This is a genomic window from Lentzea kentuckyensis (assembly GCF_002150765.1).
Taxonomy (GTDB): Bacteria; Actinomycetota; Actinomycetes; order Mycobacteriales; family Pseudonocardiaceae; genus Lentzea; species Lentzea kentuckyensis.
On the sequence record NZ_MUYM01000013.1, the window covers coordinates 1 to 24,569 of the forward strand.

18 protein-coding genes and 1 pseudogene are annotated in these 24,569 nt (G+C 69.3%); 15 read left to right on the top strand and 4 right to left on the bottom strand.

Annotation, left to right across the window (positions count from 1 at the left end; all coding sequences use genetic code 11):
• The 3 genes from B0F77_RS07790 to B0F77_RS07800 form a co-directional block, all read left to right on the top strand.
• Positions 1 to 918: carbohydrate ABC transporter permease (locus tag B0F77_RS07790; protein WP_211293711.1), on the top strand; the 918-nt coding region annotated here is incomplete at its 5' end.
• The gene (locus tag B0F77_RS07795) at positions 915 to 1,736 is read left to right on the top strand and encodes a carbohydrate ABC transporter permease (protein WP_086662123.1); all 822 of its coding nucleotides are present in this window, start codon (positions 915 to 917) and stop codon (positions 1,734 to 1,736) included. The genes B0F77_RS07790 and B0F77_RS07795, both read left to right, overlap by 4 nt.
• Before the next feature lie 17 nt (positions 1,737 to 1,753).
• Positions 1,754 to 4,270, top strand: a complete 2,517-nt coding sequence (locus B0F77_RS07800) for a carbohydrate-binding protein (protein ID WP_086662124.1) — start codon at positions 1,754 to 1,756, stop codon at positions 4,268 to 4,270.
• Here B0F77_RS07800 and B0F77_RS07805 read toward each other — a convergent pair whose 3' ends face one another.
• Positions 4,271 to 5,617, bottom strand: coding sequence for a toll/interleukin-1 receptor domain-containing protein (locus B0F77_RS07805; protein ID WP_086662125.1), 1,347 nt, complete (start codon positions 5,615 to 5,617; stop codon positions 4,271 to 4,273). It lies immediately after the preceding gene.
• A gap of 423 nt (positions 5,618 to 6,040) precedes the next feature.
• Between B0F77_RS07805 and B0F77_RS07810 the strand changes: the two are divergent.
• The 12 genes and pseudogenes from B0F77_RS07810 to B0F77_RS07865 form a co-directional block, all read left to right on the top strand.
• Positions 6,041 to 8,971 (top strand): annotated as a pseudogene (locus tag B0F77_RS07810) (AfsR/SARP family transcriptional regulator); the annotation flags it as partial.
• Positions 8,972 to 9,245: 274 nt separating this feature from the next.
• Positions 9,246 to 10,520: an MFS transporter gene (locus tag B0F77_RS07815; protein WP_086662127.1), complete on the top strand. Its 1,275-nt coding sequence runs from the start codon at positions 9,246 to 9,248 to the stop codon at positions 10,518 to 10,520.
• A 65-nt stretch (positions 10,521 to 10,585) separates the two neighbouring features.
• Entirely contained in the window at positions 10,586 to 11,593 is a 1,008-nt protein-coding gene (locus B0F77_RS07820; protein WP_086662128.1) for a beta-ketoacyl-ACP synthase III, read from the top strand.
• 40 nt (positions 11,594 to 11,633) lie between these two features.
• Entirely contained in the window at positions 11,634 to 11,870 is a 237-nt protein-coding gene (locus B0F77_RS07825; RefSeq protein ID WP_086662129.1) for an acyl carrier protein, read from the top strand.
• A gap of 170 nt (positions 11,871 to 12,040) precedes the next feature.
• Entirely contained in the window at positions 12,041 to 12,904 is an 864-nt protein-coding gene (locus tag B0F77_RS07830; protein ID WP_158102637.1) for a helix-turn-helix transcriptional regulator, read from the top strand.
• A gap of 25 nt (positions 12,905 to 12,929) precedes the next feature.
• Complete coding sequence (locus B0F77_RS07835) at positions 12,930 to 13,784, top strand: MBL fold metallo-hydrolase (protein WP_211293712.1); 855 nt, start codon at positions 12,930 to 12,932, stop codon at positions 13,782 to 13,784.
• 116 nt (positions 13,785 to 13,900) lie between these two features.
• Positions 13,901 to 15,337 carry an MFS transporter gene (locus B0F77_RS07840; RefSeq protein ID WP_086662131.1) on the top strand — a complete coding sequence of 479 codons (1,437 nt, stop codon included), beginning with the start codon at positions 13,901 to 13,903 and terminating at the stop codon, positions 15,335 to 15,337.
• A 25-nt stretch (positions 15,338 to 15,362) separates the two neighbouring features.
• Positions 15,363 to 16,352: an AvrD family protein gene (locus B0F77_RS07845; RefSeq protein WP_086662132.1), complete on the top strand. Its 990-nt coding sequence runs from the start codon at positions 15,363 to 15,365 to the stop codon at positions 16,350 to 16,352.
• A 22-nt stretch (positions 16,353 to 16,374) separates the two neighbouring features.
• Positions 16,375 to 17,079 (top strand): AAA family ATPase, encoded by a 705-nt coding sequence (locus tag B0F77_RS07850; protein ID WP_086662133.1) that lies wholly within the window; start codon positions 16,375 to 16,377, stop codon positions 17,077 to 17,079.
• Positions 17,076 to 17,780, top strand: a complete 705-nt coding sequence (locus tag B0F77_RS07855) for an HAD family hydrolase (RefSeq protein WP_086662134.1) — start codon at positions 17,076 to 17,078, stop codon at positions 17,778 to 17,780. The genes B0F77_RS07850 and B0F77_RS07855 overlap by 4 nt, the downstream gene beginning before the upstream one ends.
• Complete coding sequence (locus B0F77_RS07860) at positions 17,777 to 18,376, top strand: AAA family ATPase (RefSeq protein WP_086662135.1); 600 nt, start codon at positions 17,777 to 17,779, stop codon at positions 18,374 to 18,376. Before B0F77_RS07855 ends, B0F77_RS07860 begins: the two co-directional genes overlap by 4 nt.
• A complete protein-coding gene (locus tag B0F77_RS07865) occupies positions 18,376 to 19,311 on the top strand; it encodes an NADP-dependent oxidoreductase (protein WP_086662136.1) in 936 nt (311 codons plus the stop codon). Before B0F77_RS07860 ends, B0F77_RS07865 begins: the two co-directional genes overlap by 1 nt.
• On the opposite strand, the gene B0F77_RS07870 is transcribed toward B0F77_RS07865, so the two are convergent.
• From B0F77_RS07870 to B0F77_RS07880, 3 genes are all read right to left on the bottom strand, one after another.
• Positions 19,293 to 22,091 (bottom strand): AfsR/SARP family transcriptional regulator, encoded by a 2,799-nt coding sequence (locus tag B0F77_RS07870; RefSeq protein WP_086662137.1) that lies wholly within the window; start codon positions 22,089 to 22,091, stop codon positions 19,293 to 19,295. The two genes, B0F77_RS07865 and B0F77_RS07870, sit on opposite strands and share 19 nt — an antisense overlap.
• Before the next feature lie 80 nt (positions 22,092 to 22,171).
• Positions 22,172 to 23,836 carry an FAD-binding dehydrogenase gene (locus B0F77_RS07875; RefSeq protein ID WP_086662138.1) on the bottom strand — a complete coding sequence of 555 codons (1,665 nt, stop codon included), beginning with the start codon at positions 23,834 to 23,836 and terminating at the stop codon, positions 22,172 to 22,174.
• The gene (locus tag B0F77_RS07880; RefSeq protein ID WP_086662139.1) at positions 23,833 to 24,471 is read right to left on the bottom strand and encodes a TetR/AcrR family transcriptional regulator; all 639 of its coding nucleotides are present in this window, start codon (positions 24,469 to 24,471) and stop codon (positions 23,833 to 23,835) included. The genes B0F77_RS07875 and B0F77_RS07880 overlap by 4 nt, the downstream gene beginning before the upstream one ends.
• Positions 24,472 to 24,569: the final 98 nt, after the last annotated feature.

Consider the following 24,569-nt stretch of genomic DNA (forward strand, 5'->3'; position numbering starts at 1 on the left):
TCCTCCGCAGTGCGGGAGCGGTCGCCGGTGCGGCCGCTCCCCGCGCCGGACACGCCGCGCCGCAACACCGTCAAGCGGCAGACGCACCCGATGTGGTTCCTGGCACCGGCCTTCGCGATCCTGCTCGTGTTCTTCTTCCTGCCGACGGTGTTCAACTTCGTCTACGCGTTCACCGACTGGTCCGGGTTCAAGAGCACGATCAACCCGACGGGCTTCGACAACTTCACCCAGCTCGCGTCGGACGGCACGCTGCTGCGCGCGGTGCGGATCACGCTCGTCTACGCGGTGCTGGTGGCGTTGTTCCAGAACGTCTTCGGCTTCGGGCTGGCGGTCCTGCTCGAACGCGACACCACGCTGAACCGGGTGGCGCGGATCTTCTTCCTGGTGCCCGTGCTGATGTCCGCGCTCGCCGTCGGCTACATCTTCCAGGCACTGCTGAAACCGCAGGGCAGCCTGAACCACCTGCTGGGCATCGACTACGCGTGGCTCGGTGACACGACGTGGACGATCGTCGTGGTCGCGGTGATCCACGCGTGGAAGTGGATGGGTCTGTCGATGCTCATCTACCTGGCGGGCCTCAAAACGATTCCCGAGGACCTGATCGAGGCGGCACGCATCGACGGCGCGTCCCGCGTCCGGGCGTTCTGGACGATCAGGTTCCCGCTGCTGGCGCCCGCGGTCACGTTCAACGTGGCGACGGCGTTGCTGGGGTCGATGAACGGGTTCGACATCGTCCAGGCCACCACCGGCGGCGGACCCGCGCGCACCACCGAGATCCTCAACATCTTCATCTACCGCACGTTCGGGCAGGGCCTGTTCGCCCAGGCCACCGCGATGAGCCTGGTGCTGTTCCTGCTCGTCGCGCTGCTGGCGTTCCCGGTGATCCGGACGCTGCGCGGGCGGGAGGCGGTGCTGTGAACCGGTTCTGGACCAGGGCGCAGCCCGTCGCGGCGATCGCGCTCGTGCTGGGCGTCATCGGGATCCCGCTGTGGCTCGTCGTGGTGACCGCCGCGAAGTCGCAGGGCGAGGCGCTCAACCCGGATCTGTCGCTGCCGCAACACTGGCAGCTGCTGGAGAACATCCGGCAGGTGTGGGTCGACGGCGAGGTGCCGGCCGCGTTCTTCGGCAGCCTGCTGATCGTCGTGCCGACGGTCGCGTTGCTGCTGACCTTCGGGTCGATGGCGGCGTGGGTGCTGGCCCGGCGCGCGACCCGGCTGAACGCTGTCCTGTACGCGCTGGGCATCAGCGGCATCGTGCTGCCACCGGCGGTCGTCACGGTGGTGCTGTTGTTGCGCCAGCTCGGGCTCGCGGGCACCGCGATCGGCATGATCGGTGTGTACACGGGCATCTACCTGTCCACGGTGATCTTCTTCGTGACCGGCTTCGTGCGGACCATCCCGCCGGCCTTGGAGGAGGCCGCGCAGATCGACGGCGCGGGCCCGTTCATGGTGTTCTGGCGGATCGTGCTGCCGCTGCTGCGACCGGTGCTCGCCACCGCCACGATCCTGATCTGCCTGTACGTGTGGAACGACGTGTTCTACGCGTTCTTCGTCGTCGGCGGCCGGCTCGACACCCTGCCGCTGAACCTGTTCCGCGTGGCGAGTGCCGGGCTGTACCTGAACAACTGGCACCTGATCTTCGCCTACGTCGTGCTGATGAGCCTGCCGCTCGTCGTCGTGCTCGCCGTCGCCCAACGAAAGATCATCTCTGGCATCACTGGCGGTGCCGTCAAGTGATCCGAAATGGAGCTCCGATGCGTATCCCTGCCTGCGCGGTCGTTGCCGCGTTAGCGCTCACCTCCCTGTCCCCGTCGGTCGCCGTCGCCGCGACCGAGACCCTGCGCGTGGACCTCGCCTCCTCGACGGGCGCGTTCCGCGGCGGTGCGACGGGCATGCTCTACGGCCTCGGCGACGCCGGTGTCCCGTCCCAGGACCTGATCGCGGGAATGCGGCTGCGCAGCATCTCGCAGAAGGCGCCGGACGGGGACCAGCACCCGAACGGCGACGCGCTGAAGCTCGCGGACGAGTTCTTCGCGACGGGCGGCAGCGAGATGCACATCTACGCGCAGGACGCCTACAGCAAGTGGCCCTACGAGGACCTGGGCATCGACGACTACGCCGCCAGGTTGCGGCCGCAGCTGGAGAAGGTCGCCCAGCGACCCGACCGCGACAAGTTCGTGTGGACGATCTTCAACGAGCCCGACGGCATCTGGTACTCGGACTGGGCGAACAAGAAGCAGAAGTTCTTCGCCGACTGGACCAGGATCTACCGCCTGGTGAAGTCCGTGCTGCCCACCGCCCGCATCGCCGGTATCGGTGAGACCCGGTACCGCGCGGACCACCTGCGCGAGTTCCTCACCTACGCCAAGGCCAACAACGTGCTGCCGGAGCTGACCAGCTGGCACGAGCTCGGCCCGGACTCGCTCGCGAACTACCGCAAGAACTACGCGGACTACCGCGAGATGGAGAAGCAGCTCGGCATCTCGCCGCGAGAGATCGTCATCAACGAGTACACCAACAAGCGCGACACCTCGGTGCCCGGCCAGATGGTCCAGTGGATCACCATGCTGGAAGACACCAAAGTGGACGGTCACATGGCGTTCTGGTCCATGGCCGGCAACCTCAGCGACCACGCCGTGCGCGCAGGTCGCGCCAACGGCGGCTGGTGGCTCACGAAGTGGTACGGCGACCTTTCCGGCAACACGGTCAAGGTGACGCCGCCGCAGCCGAACGTCAGGGACACCCTGCAGGGCATGGCGACGCTGAACCGCGGTGCCGCCAAGGCGACGGTCCTGCTCGGTGGCACGGCGAACGACGTGAACGTCGCGGTCACCGGCATCGACCGGCAGGTGTTCGGCGACCAGGTCGACGTGCGGGTCTCCAAGACCAGCTGGACCGGTTACGAGGGTGACGCGGGCCAGCCGCCGGTGGTGGCGGCGTCGCGGATCCGGGTCGCGAACGGTGCGGCGACGGTGAAGGTGCCCGGTGGCGACCAGCTGGCCGCGTACCAGGTGATCATCACGCCGGCCTCGGGTACGGCGCCGGTCGCGAACGCGCCGTGGCAGGCGACCTACGAGGCCGAGAACGGCACGGTGGAGAACGCCCAGGTGTACGTCCAGGACGACGGGTCGGGCTCCTGGGACATGGCCATGCGCTACACCACGTCCGGGCGCAAGGACGTCGGCTCGATGAACAAGCCGAACTCCCGCGTGACGGTCAACGTGACCGTGCCCCGCACCGGCACCTACAAGCTCGGTGTCTTCTACGGCACCAACGCGTTCGTCGGCCAGCAGGCCCTCTACGTGGACGACGCCCACGTGCGGAACCTGACCCTGCCCGCGACGCTGGGCTGGACCTACCGCGGCCGGTACGACACGCCCGTGCAGCTCACCGCCGGCACGCACCGGATCTCGTTGCGCACCAGCGGTCCCGGTGGCTACCTCGGTGGCTCGTCGGACATCACGCTCGACCGCGTCGACCTGACCGAGGTCACCGGTCCGGAAAGGACGGTGTACCCGCTGTCCGAGGCACGCGGTAGCGGCGTGCTGCGGTCGGGTCAGTCCATCACCACCTACGTGTCCGCGGCCGAGGACGGCTACTACCGGCTCGACACCACGCTGACCGCCACCGGCAAGAGCGCGCTCGGCCTGTCGCTCTCCGGCCGCGGCGTCACCGGCGCGACCCTGACCACCACCTGCGCCGGTGCGTGGAACGGCAGCACCACGGTGCACCTCAAGGCGGGCATCACCGAGGTCAAGCTGTCCAACGAGGGCCGCACCCCGCTCGTCGCCGGCACGCTCACGCTGACCCGTGACGCGGCGGCCGACCGCAACGCGGTGCGCGTCGAAGCCGAGGCAGGCCAGCTCACGGGCGGCGCGGTGACCGCGTCGAGCCCCTGGGCGTCCGGTGGCACCTACGTCGGTTACCTCGGCAACAACGGCACGCTGACGGTTCCCCGCATCGGCGTGGGCGCCGGCCAGTACAACCTGACCGTCAGCTATGCCCAGGCGGACAAGAACACCGGCCACCCGTACAACACCGACATCATCAACCGGGTGCTCGTCGCCACCGAGGCGGGCGGCAAGGCGACCTCCGCGCGGTACCGCCACAACTACACGTGGGACGGTTTCTGGCTGGAGACCTCGCCTCTCGACCTGGTCACCCCGGCCGGCGCGGTCACCTTCGGCAACCCCTCCGCCTGGGGACCGAACGTCGACTGGGTCCAGTTCGCCCCGCTCGTCGTGGCGAACAAGGTGACCCGGCGGTCCTGATCACCGCGCGGGGCCGCCTCCGGACGGTGTTCCGGAGGCGGCCCCGCCCGGCTGCCCGTCGAGGCCGGCGATGATCGCGTCGACGATCTGCGCCGGCGTGACCCGGGAAGCGTGCCAGTACTGGATCATCTCCAGTTCGGGCACTCGCGTTCCGTCGAGCCGGATCGGAAAGACCCGTATCTTGCGGCGCAGGTGCAGGTCGGCCATCCGCTGCGCCTCGTCCAGGCAGTAGTTGCTGCCGACGTAGCTGGCCGACAGCAACGGCACGCCGACCGCAGACTGGGACAGGTTCTCCAGCAGGGCCGGCAGCCAGTCCGCGCCGAGAGGAATGTTCCCGGCCACCCGGTAGTCGAACACTCGCTGGAAACGCTGCCGCAGCGCGTCACCGATCTGCTTCGCGTAGTCGGAGTCCTCGGCCGCGTAGCTGAGGAACACCGCCTCCTTCCGGCCGGACGCCCGCCGGAAGTAGTCGCGGGCGTCCTCCTGGCTGCTGATCAGCCTCGGCTGGTTCTCGATCAGCTCGGTCACCGTCTCCAGCTGTTCGACCAGATTGTCCACATCGGACCAGCGCAGGAGGTTCTTGGCGTAGTGGCGTTGGAACGTCCCGAAAAGCGCCTTGTCCGCCTCATGCTCCGCCTCGCCCTGCCTGAGGCGCACGAACGGAATGGCCTGCCCGCGCAGATAGGCGACCAGCGCCGCGGACTCCGGTGCCGTGGTGTCCACGACCACCCACTCGCACTGGCGCAGTGCGATGGCGGTTTCCAGATCCAGCGTGACCGGCCAGTCGAGCTGCGACACCTGGTGAACGGGCTTGAGCGCCTCGGCCACGGCCGCGCGTGCCTCGCCAGGCGGCATCACCAGTCCGACAGTGCCCTGACGCCACTCGGAGGGGCTGGTCATCCGCGCGTCGCGCTCGAACGCCCGAACGACCCGGCGCAACTCGTTGAGCCGGAACGTCTCCTTGCCGCTCAGCAGTTCCTGGACCTCGTACTGGTGGCTGTAGGTGGCATCGGGGACAGGGAGCACCCCGCGCAGACGCCGGTCCATGATGACGAGGTACGGCTTGCGGGCGCGGACGGCCATGTCCAGTTCGAGCCGGAAGTACCGCGTGATCTTTTGCAGCTCTTCGGGTGACGGCTTCCTCAGGGGATCGCCGAGCACCGGATAAACCCCGACGAACGCGTCGGCCGCGCGCACCATGCGCTCCAACCGGGTGGTGCTCGTCGACGTCGTCCCCTCGTCCACCTCGAACTGGAGCGACAGGGACTCGGACAGCAGGTCGAACACGCGCAGGTTGACCTCGGCGGCGCGGTAGCTGTGGCTGAGAAAGACGATGAGGTCAGGCACGTTCGCACAATAGGCCGCCGCTCGGCGCTTCTCGGCGCGGCGGTCCGGCCCTGGCCCGCGGGTCACTCGTTCGGCTCAGCGCGGCCAGTTGCTGAAGACCGGACCGCCCTGACGGGAACAGGCAAAACCAGACCATCATCCGCGCCTGCGCCCTGAAATATCCGTTTCGTTGCTCGTGAAGAATTTTCCATTGACAAATATAGCGAGTGAATGTTCACCTGATTTTAACATGCCAAGATTGTGTGAAATCGTATTCGTGTGCAGGTGTGACGTCCGGCGCGAACGTCCATTGAGGACATTGCTGGTCGAGAGTCTTTGTGTGGTCAAGCACGTTCTGGGTTGATCTTTGACCGGGATCACATCAGGGCGTTTTCGCATCGGCGGTCCATCTCGTTTGATACTATAAGGGCCGGGGGGTGTGACATGGGCTTGAGAGGAAAGGGCGACGCCTTCAAGGTTCTCGGCCCATTGGAAGTAACCGTTTCCGGCAAGGTCGTGGCCATTCCCGCACCCAAACACCGGTCGCTGCTGGCCGGTTTGTTGGTCAGCGCGGACCACTCGGCCGGTTTCGACCAGCTGGCCAGGTGGATCTGGGACGAGGAACTGCCGGCGAACCCGCGGGCCGCGCTGCACACCTACGTGCGCCGGGTCCGTCAGCAGCTGGGCGACCCGGCGTTGCTGACGACCACTCCCTTCGGCTACCGGCTCGACATCTCTCCCGACCAGGTCGACCTGTTCCGGTTCCGCCGGCTCGTCTCCGCCGCCGCGACCGCCGACCAGGGCGACCAGGTCGGGTTGTTGCGCGCGGCACTCGGCGAGTGGAGCGGCGACCCGCTGGCGGACGTGCCGTCCGAACGGCTCCGGGAGGAGTTCCTCTTCGCGTTGCTGGAGGAGAAGCAGGACCTGCTGGAGCGGCTGTACGCGGCCGAGCTGGCCGGTGGCGGCGGTGCCGCGCTGATCCCCGAACTCCGTGCCGCGACCGCGGCGAACCCGTTGCGCGAGAAGCTCTGGGAGCTGCTCATGCTCGCCCTGTACCGGGCGGGCCGGCAGGCCGAGGCGCTGGACGCCTACCAGACCGTGCGCGACCTGCTCATCGACGGGCTCGGGGTGGAACCTGGTCCCGGCCTCCGTCAGCTGCACGGCCGCGTGCTGGCCGCCGATCCTGGCCTGGTCGACGCGGAGACCCCGGTCGTCGCCGTCCCCGCCCAGCTCCCGCCGGAGCCGCCCTCGCTGGTCGGCCGCACGCGGCTCATCGAGCAGATCCGCTGCCACCTCGGCCCGTCCGGCGCGTTGCGCGTCGTGGTGCTCACCGGCACGGCGGGCATCGGCAAGACCGCGCTGGCACTGCACGTCGGCCACCGGGTGCGGGAGAACTACCCGGACGGGCAGCTGTACGTGAACCTCGGCGGCTACGACAAGGACGAGCCGCTGACGCCCGAGCGCGCGATGCACCACCTGCTGACCGGGCTCGGCGTCCCCGCCGGGCAGATCCCGTTCGACCTGCGCGACCAGGTCGGCATGTACCGGTCCTCGCTCGCGGACAAGCGCGTGCTCGTGGTGCTGGACAACGCGTCGGAGAAGTACGAGATCGACCACTTCCTGCCGGGTGCCTCCGGCTGCGCGCTGCTCGTCACCAGTCGCGACCGGTTCCACCGGCTCATCGTGTCCAACGGCGCGCAGATCATCCCGCTGGACACCCTGGACGCCGACGAGTCCGCCGGCCTGGTGACGGAGATGCTGTCCGTCAGGGCGGCCGAGGTGGACCGGCGGATCGTCGCGGAGGTCGCCGAGCTGTGCGGTCATCTGCCGCTGGCCCTGCGGATCGCCGCCGCCAACCTGCTGATCCGGGAGGCGTCGGACCACGCGGCGTACGTGGACGAGCTGCGGCAGGGCAACCGGCTGGCCGCGCTGTCGCTCGGCGACGGCGGGGACACCGGCGTGACCGCGGCGTTCTCCTTGTCCTACCGCGCTTTGAGCCCCGTCGACCAACGGGTCTTCCGGTACATCGGGTTGCTGCCCGGCCGCGACTTCTCGGCGTCGGCGCTGGCCGTGCTGACGGGCGTCGACCAGCGCTCGATCAGCGCCGCGCTGAACCGACTCACCTCGGCGAGCCTGGTGCAACGCTCGGCGGGGGACCGGTACGAGGTGCACGACCTGCTCCGGCAGTACGCCGCCGAGTTGTTCGCCGCCGACGGCGCGGACCACGAGCGGCAGGCGATCGAGCGCCTGGGCACGTGGTACATGCACGTGGCGGACCGCGCCGCGGGGTTGCTGCACGCGGAGTTCCTGCGCATGCCGCTCCCGCCGGCGGGCACGGTCCAGGTGACCGGTTTCCAGGACGCGCAGGCCGCTTTCGGCTGGCTGAACGCCGAGCGGCAGAACCTGATCGCCACGGCGTTGCGGTCCGTCCACTCAGGACCGGGCATGGTCGCCTGGCACCTGGCCGACATCCTGCGCGGCTACTTCTGGACCGGCAAGTACCGCGCGGAGTGGCGGGAGATCACCGAGGCCGCGCTGCAGGCGGCCGAGGAGGCGGGCGACAAGCTCGCCACCGCCGCCATGCACCGCAGCCTGGGCAACCTGTACAACCTGAGCGGCGCCTACCAGATCTCCCTGGAGCACCAGGGCCACTGCCTCCGTCTGCACCGCGAGCTCGGCATGGCGGAGGAGGAGCTGGCGACGCTGATCAACATCGGGCACACGAACCTCAACCTCGCCCGGCCGGACGAGGTGCGCCGGTACTCGCGGGAGGCGCTGATCATCGCCGACCGCGTCGGTTCCGACCGCGGCAAGGCCACCGCGCTCGTGCTGCTCGGGTCCGCCTCGCGGCTGGACGGCGCGATGACCGACGCGATGGACTACTTCGAGCGGTCGCTGGCGCTCGCCACGTCGCTGGGTCTGAGGCACGTCGAGGCCAGCTCGATCCGCGGACTCGGCCTGGTGTACCAGGAGATCGGCGACGCGCGGACCGCGCGGCAGTACTTCGAACGAGCCCTGCGCGAGTCGGAGTGGCTGGGATCGTCGTACGACCAGAGCAACGCGTTGTACGGCCTGGCGCTGACGCACAGCGAGCTCGGCGACCCGGTCGCCGCACTGGAGTTCGCCGGCCTGGCCAGGGACTCGTTCCGCAAGGCCGGGGAGCGCACGCACGAGGTGGACACGTTGTGCCTCATGGCTTCCGTCCTCAACGACGACGGACGGCGCGAGGAGGCGCTGGCGTGTGCGCAGGAGGCACACGCGGTGGCCGTGGAGATCGACTACCAGCCCGGCCGGAGTTTCGCGCTGCTGCGGCTGGCGTGGGTGAACCTCTGCCGTGGTGACGTGCACAGCGCACGTGACCAGGCGAAGGCGGCGCTCGAACTCGTCGAGCTGTTCCGCTGGCAGGGGCCCGCGGGCACGCAGCTGTCGGAGCTGGCCGAGATCCACGCGCGGCTCGGCGACGAGCCGACCGCGATCCGGTGCGCCGAGCGGGCGATCGAGATGTGCGACGAGACCGGGCAGAACCGCCCGCGAGCGCGGGCGATGGCGGTGCTCGAAGCATTGGCGCCGGTCCTCACTAGGCACGCGACCAGAAATCGGTTCCAACGGTGCCTGGGGGTGTCAGGCACGCCTTTTAGGGGGATTTTCCATGTCGGTGAACACCGCACGGCCGGCGTCGCGTTCCAGAGGACGCAACCTGGTCGGCGCTGCGATCGGCAACCTGTTCGAGTCCTACGACTGGCAGTGCTACCTGGTGCTGTCGGCCGTCATCGCGCCGCAGTTCTTCCCGAAGGACGACCCCGTGTCGAACCTGCTGGGGGTGCTCGCGATCTTCGCGGTCGGGTTCGTGTTCCGACCGGTCGGCGGCGCGTTGTTCGGCGTGCTGGCGGACCGGTACGGACGGCGCTGGGCGCTGTCGGCGTCCATGGTGCTCATGGGTACCGGCAGTCTGATCATCGGGGTGGCTCCCACCCACACGAAGGTGGGGGCGCTGGCCCCGGCGCTGCTGTTGCTCGCACGGGCGTTGCAGGGCATGTCCGCCGGCGGTGAGTTCGCCGCGGCCAGCTCGTACGTGGTGGAGCTGGCGCCGGAGGGCAGGCGCAGCAGGTTCTCGAGCTCCATCTACGTCACCGCGACGGCGGGTGTGGTGCTCGCGGCGCTGACGTTCATGGCGCTGCGGACCTTCCTCACACCGCAGCAGATCGGCGACTGGGGCTGGCGGATCCCGTTCCTGGTCGGTGCTCTGCTCGCGTTCTACGGCCTCTACCTGCGCAGCGGACTCGCCGAGACCGAGGCGTTCCTGGAGCAGAAGCCGGGCAGGCGCGCCTCGATGATCGAGGTCCTGCGCGCGCACCCGCGGGCCTGCCTGCGGGTCGCCGGTCTCACCGCCGGCGCGACGGTGGTCTTCTACACGTTCGTCGTCTACCTGCCGTCGTACGCGACCCGCGTGCACAAGGTGCCGCAGACCCAGGCGACCTGGGTGATGGTGGCCGCGCTGGCGATCTTCTCGCTCAGCCTTCCGCTGTGGGGGGTTTTCGCGGACCGGTTCGGAGCGCGCCTTTCCGCCCTGATCTTCGCGGGTGGCACGGCACTGGTCTCGCCCGTGCTGTTCGGTTTGCTCGACTCGTCCTGGACGTCGCTTTTCGCGGTGATGACCGTGGCATTGTTGTTGTTCGCCGGATGCGCCGCTGTGTTGCCACAGCTGCTCGCCGAGCAATTCCCCGTGCACATCCGCTCGGTCGGTGTCGGGCTGCCCTACTCGGTCAGCGTCGCGTTGTTCGGCGGCACCGCGCCGTACGTGGTGGAGAGCTTGACCGCGGCGCAGCGAGGTGGGTGGTTTCCCTGGTACGTCTCGGCGTTGTGCCTGGTCAGCTTGGTGAGTCTGAGCCTGTGGGGCCGTCAAGCGCGCGACAGCGTCGCGTAAGGCCGTCTCGCTAGGCTCGGATTCGACAGTTGATGACACGTCGAATCTGCTCTGTGGGGGGCCAGATGGGGAAGTCGGCAGTTCTGCGCGGACTGGGTGCCGCATTACCGCCGAACCGTGTGACGAACGAAGATCTGGCAGCGCAGCTGGACACGTCGGACGAGTGGATTCAGGCCCGTACGGGCATCAGGCAGCGTTTCGTGATCTCGCCGGGAATGGCGACATCGGACCTGGCCGTCGAGGCGGGCAGGCGGGCACTCGCCTCGGCGGACGCGGTCGAGGTGGGTGCCGTCGTGCTCGCGACGAGCACGCCGGACCACCCGTGCCCGGCCACGGCCCCGGAGGTCGCGGCGCGACTGGGGCTCACCCACGCCGCGGCGTTCGACGTCGCGGCGGTGTGCACCGGGTTCGTCTACGCCCTCGCGACCGCGAGCGGCCTCATCAGCGCCGGGATCGTGGACAGCGTTCTCGTCATCGGCGCCGACACGTTCTCCACCATCCTCGACCCGACCGACCGCACCACGCGGGCGATCTTCGGGGACGGGGCGGGCGCGGTCGTGCTGAGCGCCGGTGAGGCCGACGAGGACGGCGCGCTGCTGGGGTTCGACCTCGGCAGCGACGGCGCCAACCGGGAACTGATCATGGTGCCCGCCGGCGGTTCGCGCGAACGGGCGTCCGGCGTCCTGCCCGCCGACACGGACCGGTACTTCACGATGCAGGGCAAGCAGGTGTTCACCAACGCCGTGCTGCGCATGAGCGAGTCGGTCTCGACGCTCGCCAAGCGGATCGGCTGGGACGACGGCGAGATCGACCGGGTGGTCGCCCACCAGGCGAACATCAGGATCCTGCGCGCCGTCGGCGACCAGCTCGGTCTCGAGCCGGAGCAGGTGGTGGCGAACCTGGACCGGGTGGGCAACACGGTCGCCGCCTCGATCCCGCTGGCACTGGCCGACGCCGTCGCGTCCGGGAACGTCGAGCCGGGGCACCGGGTCGCGCTCGCCGGGTTCGGGGGCGGGCTCACGTGGGGTGCGACGGCGCTGCGTTGGCCCGAGATCACCGTCGAGGAAATCTGAGCTTCTTGCGTGAGCAAGAAACACATAGGGGGAGAAGCGAATGGATCTGCAGGAAAAGTTGATCACACTGCTCAGTTCGAAGTTCGACATGTCGGAGGCGGAACTGCGCGCCGGTGACACGTTCGAGAACGTCGGGCTGGACTCACTGGTGCTGCTGGAGGCCGCGCTGGTGATCAACAAGGAGGTGGGCGTGTTCCTCAGCGAGGAGGAATTGGTGCCCGAACTCACCGTGGCCGAACTCACCACGCTCATCGAGTCGAAGCTCGTGGCGGCCTGAGAAGGCACTGACCAGGTTCGGATGACAAATCCGGCATTGACCGGTGTGACCGCCACGACCAGGCGGCCACACCGGTCACAATGCTGCACACGACAATTTCCGATTCCAGCGAACGGACTTCGGTGATGGTTGCCGATCGTGCATACTCTGAGATTGTGCGGAGACCAGCTGTGGAAAACGAAGTGCCGACTCCTCTCGCCGAGCTGGGCAAGTTCCTGGTCGCCCGGCGCGGGGAGACGTCGCCCAGCGAGGTCGGCCTGCCCACCGCCGGCCGGCGCCGCACGCCGGGGCTGCGCCGCGAGGAGGTGGCGCTGCTCGCCGGGGTCGGCGTGTCCTGGTACACGTGGATCGAGCAGGGCCGGGCGACGAACGTCTCCGGTGAGGTGCTGGACTCGATCGCCCGCGTGCTCGGGCTGGACGACACCCAGCGGCTGTACATGCGCAGGCTCGCCGGGCTGAGCGCCGAGCACACCGACCCGGTGTACCGGCCGGACGCGCGCACGCTGAGCCCGTTCGTCGACAACTGGCTGCCGAACCCCGCCTACATCGTCGACCGGCACTGGAACGTGGTCACGGCGAACAGTCCGTTCCGGACGTTGCTGGGGCTGGAGACCGGCCAGCAGATCAACTTCGTCGAGTACCTCTTCACGCACCCGCACGCCAGGACGCTCTACCCGCACTGGGACGAGGAGGCGCGCACCGTCGTGGCCCGGTTCCGGTCCCAGGTGTCGCGCTACCCGGAGGACGGCCAGCTGGCCGCGCTGATCACCCGGCTCACCGCGCGCAGCGAGGAATTCGCGGACCTGTGGTCGCGCCAGACCGTCGCCGAGGACGCGTGCGGCCCTGAGCTGCTGTTCCACCCCGTGGCGGGCAAGCTCGCCTTCAACCGCACGTCGTTGCGGTTCACCGATCGGATCGGGCTGACCATGGTCGTGTTCCTCCCCATCCCGGGGACGGGCACGGAGACCGCGGTGTCCGTTCTGGAGCGGGTCGCCTCCGCCGCAGGAGCGCCCGCACTTCGTTCCAGTGCCTGATGTTCCTTCTTCTGGGGGTTTTGTCTTGACCTCGTCCATCAACTCCGATCGCCTGCGGCGGACGGCACCGATGCGCTCGTTCAGCTTCGGCGACCACAAGGTGACGCACGTGCCCGACGGGCTCGTGCAGATGCACCCGCGAACGTGGTTCGCCGAGTCGTCGGACGCCGACTGGGAGAACCGGGCGGACCACCTCGACGACGGTGGCTACCTGGTCGGTTCCATCGGCAGCCTGCTGGTGGAGCACGACGGCCGCACCCTGCTGATCGACGCCGGCTACGGGCCGCACAAGGTGCCGGCCGAGCTGTCGCATCCCGCTCTGGGCGCGCTCGAGGGCGGCGACCTGATGGACGGTCTGACCCAGCTCGGCAAGGACCCCGCTGACGTCGACGTGCTCGCGCTCACCCACTTCCACGACGACCACATCGGGTGGGCGTACCGGGAGGGGCTGGTGTTCACCAACGCGGCGTTCGTCGCGTCCGCTGTGGAGTGGGCGAGCCCCAGCCGCATCCCGGTCGCGGCGCTCGGGCCGGAGAAGCTGGTGCGGGCCGCGGACGGGCAGGAGATCTTCCCCGGGGTGACGGCGTGGCTGTGTCCCGGGCACACCGCGGGCCACACCGCGTACGTGATCTCGTCGGGTGGCCGGCGACTGATCGCTTTCGGCGACGCCATGCACACGCCGGTGCAGATCTCACGGCCGGAATGGCGGTCGGTGTTCGACTACGACCACAACGCGGCCGTGCGGACGCGGCAGGCGATCATTGACGAACTCGCGAAGCCGGGTACCTTCGGTTACGGCGTGCATTTCGCCGACGCCCTGTTCGGCCGTGTGGTGGAGGACGGCGGCACCCGTGTCTGGGAGCCGGTCGACGACCTGTAGCCGCTTAGGGTGTTGGTGGCGGTAATAGGTTGACTGCGCACTGTTTGCCGCCATCCACCCGGACGATCATCATATTCATGTCAACTACCTCATCGCCTGAAGCGGAAAAGCTTCAGATGACGGGCAAGCAGAAGGCGATTCTCGTCGTTCTGCTCGGTGCCCAGTTCATGTTCGCAGTGGACTTCTCCATTCTCACCGTCGCACTGCCGAAGATGCAGACGGACCTCGGTTTCGGAATCGACAGCCTGCAGTGGGTCGTCACCGCGTTCGCCCTGACCGCGGCCGGGTTCATGCTGCTGTTCGGCCGGATCGGCGACCTGATCGGCCGCAAGAAGCTGTTCCTGTTCGGCATGGTGCTGCTGACCGTGTCCTCGCTCGTCGGTGGTCTGGCCACGACGCCCGAGATCATGATCATCGCGCGGGTCGCGCAGGGTCTGGCGACGGCCATCGTGACGCCCGCCGGCATGGCGCTGCTCACCACCAGCTTCCCGGAGGGGCCGCTGCGCAACCGCGCGCTGGGTCTCAACGGCGCGCTGCTGTCGCTCGGCTTCGCGTCGGGCGCGGTGCTCGGTGGTGTGCTCACCGACGTGCTCTCGTGGCGCTGGAACTTCTTCATCAACGTCCCGGTCGGCGTGGCGCTCTTCGTGGCCGCGGCGATGCTGATCAACGAGTCCCGCAGCGACGACCGGCCCAAGCTGGACGTGCCCGGCGCCGTGACGGTGACGCTCGGCATGCTGGCGCTCGTGTTCGGCCTGACCGGTGCCGAGCGCAACGGCTGGGCGTCCGCGGAGACCCTCATCGCGCTGGCGGCGGGCGCGCTGCTGCTGGTGGCGTTCTACTTCATCGAGCTCAAGGCGAAGGCTCCGCTGGCTCCGGTGCAGGTGCTGCGCAGCAACACGGTGAAGTGGGGCAACCTCGGTGGTCTGCTCACCTTCTCGATGGAGTCGGGCATGGCGTTCCTGCTCACGCTGTACATGCAGCAGGTGCTGGACCTGACCCCGATGCAGGCGGGCCTGATGTTCGGCTTCCTGGGCACCGGTGCCTTCCTCGGCGGTACGTTCGCTTCGAAGATCATCGGCCGCATCGGCGCGAAGAACACGCTGGTCTGGGGCCTGGTCGTGCAGGCGGTCAACACCGGTGTGATGTTCTGGCTCGGTGAGGCGAAGGCCGTCTCCGTGGTCGTCGTCCTGGTCACCACGTTCGTCGGCGGTTTCGGCCACGTGCTCGCGATCGTCGCGTACACGGTCGTCGCGACGTCCGGTATCGCGGACAGCGAGCAGGGTCTGGCCACCGGCCTCGCGACCATGACCCAGCAGGTGGCGTTCACGCTCGGCATCCCGGTGATGTCGACCATCGCGGCCACCCAGTACGGCGAGCTCTCCGGCGGCGTGGCGTCGCGGTCGGACGTGCTGTCCGGCACGACGTTCGGCTTCCTGGTGGACGGTCTGATCGTCCTGGCCGGCGCACTGGCGATCGGTGCCTTCCTCCGGACCGCCAAGCAGGCTCCCGCTCCGGCCGCGGCCACGACCAAGCCGGAGCCCGTCACCACCTGACCGATCCGACAACTTGGGGGATGCAATGCAGTCCTTTGTGGACGACGCGGTGCTGCGCTTCGCCACCGTCGAGGAGTACCTGGGCGACCGGGAGACCCGGTTCTTCGGTGAGGGCTACAAGCGCGCCACCTACCGGCTCTCCGGCATCGAGTCGGCCGACGGCGAGGGTGGGCCGGTCGTCTCGGCGACGGCGGCGGTCGGCTACCCGGCCGACTGGTCCCGCAAGGGCACCATCGACCAGCTGCCGCACCTGTCGACCATCGACGTGCTGCTGCTCGGTGTGCAGCTGGCGGAGATCTGGCTGGCCCGGCACGCGGGCCTCGGCGAGCAGGCACGCCGGTCGGCGTGGATCCGCGAGGCCCACATCAAGGCCGGATCCTCTCCGGTCGAGGAGGAGCTGACCGGTTTCGCCGTCACGGCGGCGCGTTCCCGGGTCGCCGAACAGGCCGAGCCGGGCCGGGTGGTCAGCACGCTGGACTGCCAGGTCGGCTCGCTGCGGCTGCGGGTGGACGTCGACCACGTCGCCGCCGGGCCGGACGGCTCCGACGAGCTCGGTGACCAGGACCGGCGGCCGTACGGCGACGGGCACAAGGCGCGCTTGCAGCGGCTGCGCGACGTCGTGGTCGCCGCGGACCGGCTGAGTGCGACGGCGCGGGTCGAGCTGCCCGCCACGCCCGCTCTGCCGGGAGTGGGCGTCGAAGGTGACTTCCAGCCGTCGGTCAGCCTGGTCGACGCGTTCGTCGTGGCGCTGCAGCTGGGCCAGGTCCTGCTGTACGAGCTGGACGGCGTGACCAGGGCCGACTCCAACACGCTGTGGATGCGCTCGACCAGGTGGCAGGCGGAGTCGCCGGTCCGGCCGGACGCCGGGACGCACCCGGTCGTCGTCGAGCTGCGCGACGCCGCGTTGCTGCACAACCGCAAGGGCGAGACCTGGCGGCGGGCGGACATCGTGTCCGAGCTGGGCGGCGTGACCGTCGTCTGCTCCGTGGCCCACCAGCTGCCCATCGAAGACTGAACCACACAGGGGGAACAGGAACATGAAACTGGCAATCGCGGGTACCTACTCCGTCGGCAAGACGCTGACCACCATGGCCGTCGCGCACCTGACCGGCCTGCCGCGTTCGTCGGCCAAGACGATGCGCGAGCTGCTGCCGATCTCCATCCCGGGCAAGACCCTGGAGGAGTGCACTCCGGCCGAGCTGATCATGCTGATCATGCGCCGCAACCAGGAGCGCGCCGTCAACGAGTCGCACCTGCCGCACGGTTTCGTGTCGGACGGATCCTCGTTGCACGAGTGGGCTTACGGCACCGTGCGGGTGCTCGTCGGCATCAACCCGAACCTGTCCGTCGACCTGGACACGATCGAGCTCACCGACGAGGTGCGGTTCTACGGCCAGGTGCTGCAGCAGATGGCGGTGCCGGCCAAGCAGCACGCCAAGGCGAACTACGACTCGTTCGTGCACCTGCCGATCGAGTTCCCGCTGGTCGCCGACGGGCACCGGCCGGTGAACGAGAAGTTCCGCTCGCTGGCCGACGAGCTGATGCTGAAGACGTTGCGCGAGCTGGAGATCCCGTACCACAGCGTCGGCGGCACGGTGGCCGAGCGGCTGCAGAAGATCCTGGACATCTACCAGATCACGCCGAAGCTGAGCATCGACGAGGCGATCGCGCGGGCCGAGGAGGAGTACGCGCTGATTGACACCACGCCGGAGGCGCAGCGGTTCGCGCCGGCACCGGCGTGAGCGAGCGGGTGCTCTGGACCGCCGAGGAGCGGACGTCGGGCAGGGCGGCGTTCTTCGACGTCGACGGGACGGTGACGACCCGGACCACGATGTTCCGCTTCCTCGAGTTCCTGTGCGCCCGCCGGGGCAGGCCCGAGGTGTATCGCGAGGCGCGGCAACGGTTGCGGGACATGACCGCCGCCGGCCTGCCGCGCGAGCGGACCAACCGGGCCTACTTCACGAACCTCCAGGACCTGGTCGCCGGTCACGTCGACCAGGTCGCGGCCGAGTGGTTCGCCGCGGAGCTGGCCGAGGACGGGTTGTTCCGCCCGCCGGTGCTCGACGTGATCGCCGAGCACCGGCGGGCCGGGGACCTGGTGGTCCTCGTGTCGGGGTCGTTCCCGGCGTGCCTGCTGCCGGTGGCCAGGCACGTGGGCGCGGACGTGGTGCTGTGCTCCATGCCGGAGATCAGCGCGGGGCGCTACACCGGCCGGGTCGGGCAGCCGATGATCGGCGCCGAGAAAGCCTTGGCGGTACAGGAGTTCGCGGCCTTGTACGGCGTCTCACTGGCCGCCAGCGCCGCCTACGGCGACCACCTGTCGGACAGCGATCTGCTGGCCGCGGTGGGACGCCCGGTGGTGGTCGGTGACGATCAGGCACTGGTGTCGCACGCGCGGGAGCACGGCTGGGAGCTGTTCGAGGAGAAGGAGCGGGTGCGGTGAAGGTCGCTGTGGTGGGGGCCTACGGCAACGGCAAGACCACCGTGGTGTCGAGGCTCGCCGGGCTCACCAGGTTGCCGATGGCGCACGGGACGCCGATGCGCAACCCGGCGGGCGGGGCGCCGAAGTCGTTGGAGGACACCGAACCGGCCGAGCTGATCCAGCTCGTGGTCCGGCGGTACGCCGAGCGGGTACAGGCGGAGACCGCGGCCACGCGAGGGTTCATCTCCGACGGATCCCTGTTGCACGAATGGGTTTACGCCACCGTGCGGCTCGCGGTGGGGATGCATCCACCGGCCGGTGCGGCGCTGGAGCCGGGCGGTGACGACCCGTACGCGAAGGTGGTCGCCGCGCTCGGGCCGGAGATCGCCCGGCGGGCCGCGCAGGCCTACGACCTCGTCGTGCACCTGCCGGTGGAGTTCCCGTTGCACGACGAGGTAAAGCCGATCAGCGAACGGTTCCGCGTGCTCTCGGACGAGCTGTTGCTGGCCACGTTCGCCGCCGAGTCCGTGCCGGTGCACACGATCACCGGGACGGTCGACGCGCGCCTGGCCGCGTTCGCGGAGCTGTGCAGGACAAGCGTTGGAGGGGGAACGTGATGCGTGCGGTCGTGGTGGAGAACTTCGGGGGACCGGAAGCGCTCGAGGTCCGCGAGTTGCCGGTGCCGGAGCCCGGTCCTGGCCAGGTGCGGATTCGCGTCGCGGCGGCCGCGGTGAATCCGACGGACCTGTTGCTGCGCTCCGGTGCGCTGGCCGACTACGTGCGGCACCTGCGTCCGCCGCACGTGCCGGGCATGGACGCGGCCGGCACGATCGACGCGGTGGGCGAGGGCGTCACCTTGCCGGTGGGCACGCCGGTGATGGCGTTCGCCAACCCGTTCACCGCCACCGGTGGCGCCCAGGCCGAGTTCGTCGTGGTGCCACAGAGGCAGGTGGCGGAACTGCCCGCCTCGGTCGACCTGGTGGACGCCGCGGGCCTGCCGATGAACGCGTTGACCGCGGACATGGCGCTGCGCATGCTGGACCTGCCGGAGGGAGCGACCATCGGCGTGACCGGCGGTGCGGGCGCGCTGGGCGGGTACGCCGTCCAGTTGGCGAAACACCGCGGGCTCTGGGTGATCGCCGAGGCGGCACCGTCCGATGTGGAGCTTCTGCTGGAGCTCGGCGCGGACGAGGTGGTGCCGCGCTCGGCCAGTCTCGCGACGCAGTACCGCTCGGTCGTGCCGGCCGGGGTGGACGCCCTGATCGACGCCGCGGTGATCGGCGAGCCGATGCTCGCGGCGGTGCGCACCGGCGGCCAGGTCGTCAAATGCCGCCCGTACGACCTGCCGTCCGAGCGCGACATCACGGTGCACCAGGTGTACGTGATCGAGCACCCGGACATGGCCGGCGCGATGCGGGAGCTCAGCGGGTTGGCGGACAAGGGAGTGCTGACCCTGCGCACGGCGGACAGGCTGGCCCCGCACGAGGCGGGCCTGGCCCACCAGCGCTTGGAGGACGGGGGAGTCCGGGGCCGTCAGCTGATCGTTTTCTGACCTGTGGGGACGCCGCCGACGAGGACGCGGAGCCTTGCCCGCAGGTCGGCGGCGTCGGGGTGGTGGAGCGCTTCGAGAATGCCGACCGCCCGCCGCAGTGCGTCGCCCGCGGCCGCGGGATCGTGTTCCGTCTCGTAGACGTCGGCCAACCGGCCGAGGGTGGCTGCTTCCTCGAACTGGTCCCCGAGCTTGCGGTACAGGTCGAGAGCGTGGCCGTAGCCCTCCACGGCCTGGGACCGGTGGCCCATGTGGTGGTGCACGTAGCCCAGGCTGTCCCAGGTGACGGCTTCCGCCGTCCAGTCGCCGAGTTCGCGGTGCAGGTCGAGCGCCTCCTCGCACAGGTGCAGGGCGCGCTGGTGATGGCCGAGCCGGCAGTGGTACCAGCCGATCTGGTTCAGCGCGGCGGCTTCACCGGCTCGGTCACCACACGAACGAGAGAGCGCCAACGCCTGCTCGCCATGCTCAAGTGCTTCCTCGAAGCGCCCTCGTGTGTCGGACAGGAGCGCGAGACCGCGGAACACGCCGGCCTGCGCGACGGGATCCGGGTCCAGCTGGAGCGCCGCGTTCAGGTGCGACTGCGACTCCTCGAAGGACCGCAACAGGATCAGCGCGTGCCCGAGACCGCGGTGCGCGCTCGCCAGGGCGCGCTGATCGCGGAGCCGGCGGCCCGCCGCGAGCGCGACGTGCCCGATCTCCGTCCAGTCGTGCCACCGCCCCCTGCGATCGAGGTGGTCGGCCATGGTCCACGCCAGCTGCCACACCTGCTCGTCGAACCCCGTGTCGACGGCGAGCCGCAGCACCGCGAACAGCACCGCGGTTTCGGCCTCGAACCAGCGCCACGCCTCGGCGTAGCCGCCGAGCAGTTCGGGGGCGGCTCCGAGCGCGGGTCCCCGCAACTTGATCGGGGTCCGCATCGGCCGGAGGCTCAACGCGGCGCGCCAGGCGGTGTGCAGGTAGTGGTCCATCAAGCGGCGCAACGCTTCCGTCCGGACAGTTTCGTCGTCCTCGGCGTGCGACTGTTCGGCGGCGTAGGCCCGGACGAGGTCGTGCAGGGCGAATCGGCCGGGTTGCCGCTCCTCGACGAGATGCACTCCCAGCAGCTCGTCGACTGCCTGTGCCGCGGTGCCGAGAGCCACCCCGGCCAGGCTCGCGGCCGCCGGCGTGGTGAAGTCCGGACCGGGATGAGCGCTCAGCAGCCGGAACATCCGTGCCGCCGCCGGCCGCAGATGCTGGTACGACCATGAGATCGCCGCACGGACGTTGGTCTCCTGATCAGCTCCCTCGAAGGCGTCGAGCCCCGCGCGTTCGGCGGTCAGCTCCTCGGCCAGGGCGCGCAGGGGAAAGGCCGGGGTGAGCGCAGCCCGCGCGGCGAGCACGGCCAGTGCGAGCGGCAGCGATCCCGATCGTGCGATGAGCTCGTCGACCACGCCGGGTTCGGCGTCGACGCGGTCGCGTCCGAGATGACGGCTGAGCAGTTCGCGGGCGTCCTGCCCGGGGAGAGGCCGCACGGTCACCGTGTGCGCGCCTTCCGCCACCACCAGGCCGGACAACCGGGTCCTGCTGGTGACGAGCACCGTGGAATTGCCCGGCCCCGGCAACAACGACCGGACCTGTCCGGCGTCCCGCGCGTTGTCCAGCACGATGAGCATTCGCCGCTCACCGACGAAACCGCGGTACATCGCGATCTGCGTGTCGAGGTCGCTGGGTATTCGACGGGGCGATATCCCGAGTGCGAAGAGGAAACCCCTCAACGCGCCCGACGGCGGTACCGCGGTTCCGGTGCGGTCGAATCCGCGGAGGTTCACGTAGAGCTGGCCGTCGGGAAACTCGTCCTGAACGCGTTGGGCCCAGTGCACCGCGAGCGTCGTCTTCCCGACCCCGGCCGGACCGCTGATGGCGACGACAACGGCCTGTCCCGGTTGTGTGCGCTGGAAACGCAATGCGTCGTCCAGTGCGACCAGTTCACTTTCGCGTCCCACGAAGTGCGCCGTGTGCGCGGGCAGTTGCCTCGGCACCGGCGTCGTTTCGGCGGCGGGAGTGCCGGGTACGTCGATTCGCTCGTCCGGCCCGCGCTCGTGAATCTCCCGCAACCGCGGACTCGGATCGACACCGAGTTCCTCCGCGAGACGACGCTGGATCCGCCGGTAGTGCTGATCGGCGTCCGCTGACCGTCCACAGCGGCGCAACGCGACCATCACCTGGCCGGTCAGGCGCTCGTCCAGCGGATGAGCGCCTGATTCAGCCAGCATTTCCGGCAACAGGTCACGGTGGTGACCAAGCCTCAGTTCGACGTCGTTGCGGTCCAGCATCGCGGCGAATCGCTCGGCTTCCAGCGACGCGCGCACGCTTTCGATCCACGCTGTCGACAGTGTGCCGAACGGTTTTCCCCGCCACAGCGAAAAAGCCCGTCCGAACAGCTCCGCCGCCGGTTCGTCCCGCGCCGTTCGTGCTTCCGCGAGCAAACGGCGAAAGCGATGGAGGTCGACCATCCCTCCATCGCCGGTGAGCACGTAGCCCACGCCCTCGCGGTCGATCGTGATTCCTCCCGCTGCCCCGAGTTTTCGGCGCAGGCGGGTGAGATGGCCGTGGAGCACGCCACGACTGCCCTTCGGCTGATTCTCACCCCAAACACGGCTCAGCAACTCGTCGACGGAGACAGCTGTGCCGATGTCGTGGACCAGCGCCGCGAGAACGCAGAGCTGGCGCGCATGCCCCATCGAGACGCTTTCACCGTCGACCCTGACACCGATGTCGCCGAGCACCTGGAATTCAACGGCCATACCACCGTACTAGCGCTCACCATCAACCGATTCAAGCAATTCCGGCGAATTACGCACATTCGGCGGTGAACCGGCTCGGGTCAGCTCAGCGTGCGGGCCAGAGCGCGGCCCGCGGTGAGCCCGGAGAAGATGCAGCCGCCCAGGAACGTTCCTTCGAGCGCGTTGTAGCCGTGCACACCGCCCCCGCCGAATCCGGCGACCTCTCCCGCGGCGTACAGGCCGGGGAACGGCGTGCCGTCGGCGTGCAGCGCCTGGGAGTCGAGGTTGGTCTGGATTCCGCCCAGCGTCTTGCGGGTGAGGATGTTCAGCCGCACGGCGATCAGCGGACCGTGCGCGGGGTCCAGGAGCCGATGGGGCTTCGTGGTGCGCACGAGGCGGTCGCCCCAGCTGCGGCGGGCGTTGGCGATGGCCATGAGCTGGAGGTCCTTGGAGAACCCGTTGGTCACCTCGCGGTCGCGGGCGACGATCTGCCGCTCGATCCCCGCGGCGTCGAGCTGCGGGCCGCGGGCGATCTTGTTCATGCCGGCGACGAGCTCGTCGACGGTGCGGGCGACGACGAAGTCGACACCGTGGTTCTTGAACGCCTCGATCGGGGCGGGAGCACCCTTGCCACCGCGGCTCGCCAGCACCTTGCGGATGTCCTTGCCGGTGATGTCGGGGTTCTGCTCGGATCCCGACAGCACGAACTCGCGGTTGATGATCGTCTGGTTGAGGACGAACCAGGAGTAGTCGTAGCCGGTCGAGAGGATGGCCTTCATCGAGGTGTTGGTGTCGAAGCCGGGGAAGTTCGGCGCGGGCAAGCGCTTGCCGTCGGCGTCGAACCACATCGAGGAGGGGCCGGGGATGATCCTGATCGCGTGGTTCGGCCAGATCGGGTCCCAGTTGTGCAGGCCCTCGGTGTAGTGCCACATGCGGTCGCGGTTGACCAGGGTGGCGCCCGCCGTCTCGCTGATCGCGAGCATCCGCCCGTCGACGTGCGCCGGCACCCCGGCGATCATCGTCTCCGGGCACGGGCCGAGGCGGTCGACCGGCCAGTTGGCGCGGATGAGGTCGTGGTTGTGGCCGATCCCGCCCGACGTGACGATCACGGCCTTGGCCCGCGACTCGAAGCTGTCCACGGCGACGCGCGACGACGCCTTGCCGCGGTCCAGATCGGACGGTTCGAGCACGGTGCCCCGCACCCCCACCACGGCGTCGTTCTCGACGATCAGCTCGTCGACCCGGTGGCGGAAGGCGAACCGGACCAGGCCGCGGCGTTCGGCGTCGAGCACCGGCTCGGCGAACACCCGCACCACCTCCGGGCCCGTGCCCCAGGTCAGGTGGAAGCGGGGCACCGAGTTGCCGTGACCGTCCGCGACCCCGCCGCCGCGCTCGGCCCAGCCGACCAGGGGGGTGAACCGCAGGCCGAGGTCGTGCAGGTACTGCCGCTTGCGCGTGGCGGCGAACCGGACGTAGGCCTGCGCCCACTGCCGGGCCCAGTGGTCCTCGTCGTCGCGGTCGAACCCGGCGGAGCCCATCCAGTCCTGCAGCGCCAGGTCGTAGGAGTCCTTGATGCCGTTGCGGCGCTGTTCGGGGCTGTCGACGAGGAAGAGGCCGCCGAGCGACCAGAACGCCTGACCGCCCAGGTTGGCGCGGTTCTCCTGGTCGACCACCAGCACCCGGCGTCCTGCCCTGGTGAGTTCGTAGGTCGCCACGAGGCCGGCAAGCCCGGCTCCGACCACGATCACGTCTGCTTCGTCGCTCATGACTGCCTGCTTTCGATGCTGTACGCGGTGATGACGTGGGCGAACAGAGCGGCACGGCGCTGCTGCACGGTGACGTTGCCCGGTTCGCTGAAACATTGCAGGGCGGTGCCGTCGTGCACCGCGACCAGTGCCTGGCCGAGCGCGCCGGGATCCGGCACCGTGCGCCCGATGTCGGCCAGTGCCGCCAGCAGGAACGGTCGCGCGGACGCCGCGATGGCCTGCTCGCGCTCGACGATCACCCGCCGCAGCTGTGGATTGCGCAGCGCGTGGGCGGTGAACTCGGCGCTCACGCGGTACCAGTCCTCGTCCATCGGCACCGCCCGCAGCAGGTGCGCGACGACGCCCTCGACGTCCTTGACCGCGGCCTGCTCGAAGTCTTCGAACGCCTCGCGCGTGCGGGCGATCAGTTCGGTCGACCGGTGCTCCCAGACGGCGAGGAACAGCTCGTCCAGGGTCTCGAAGTTCGAGTAGAACGCGCCGCGCGAGTAGCCGGCGCGCGTGCACACCTGGTCGACGGTGGAGCGGCCGAAACCTTCCTCGGCGAACACTTCCAGTGCTGCCTGCAGTAATCGCTGCCGCGTCTCGGCCCGTCGCCTGGTCACCCGCCGTGCGGGTTCGGGTGCCGCGTCCGCCATCGTCCCACCTCCGTTCGATACATCAATGTATCCGATACGTTGGTGTATCCAAAGAGGTCGGACGGCGAAAGTGTCCGATCGCACGGTGTCGCTGGTCC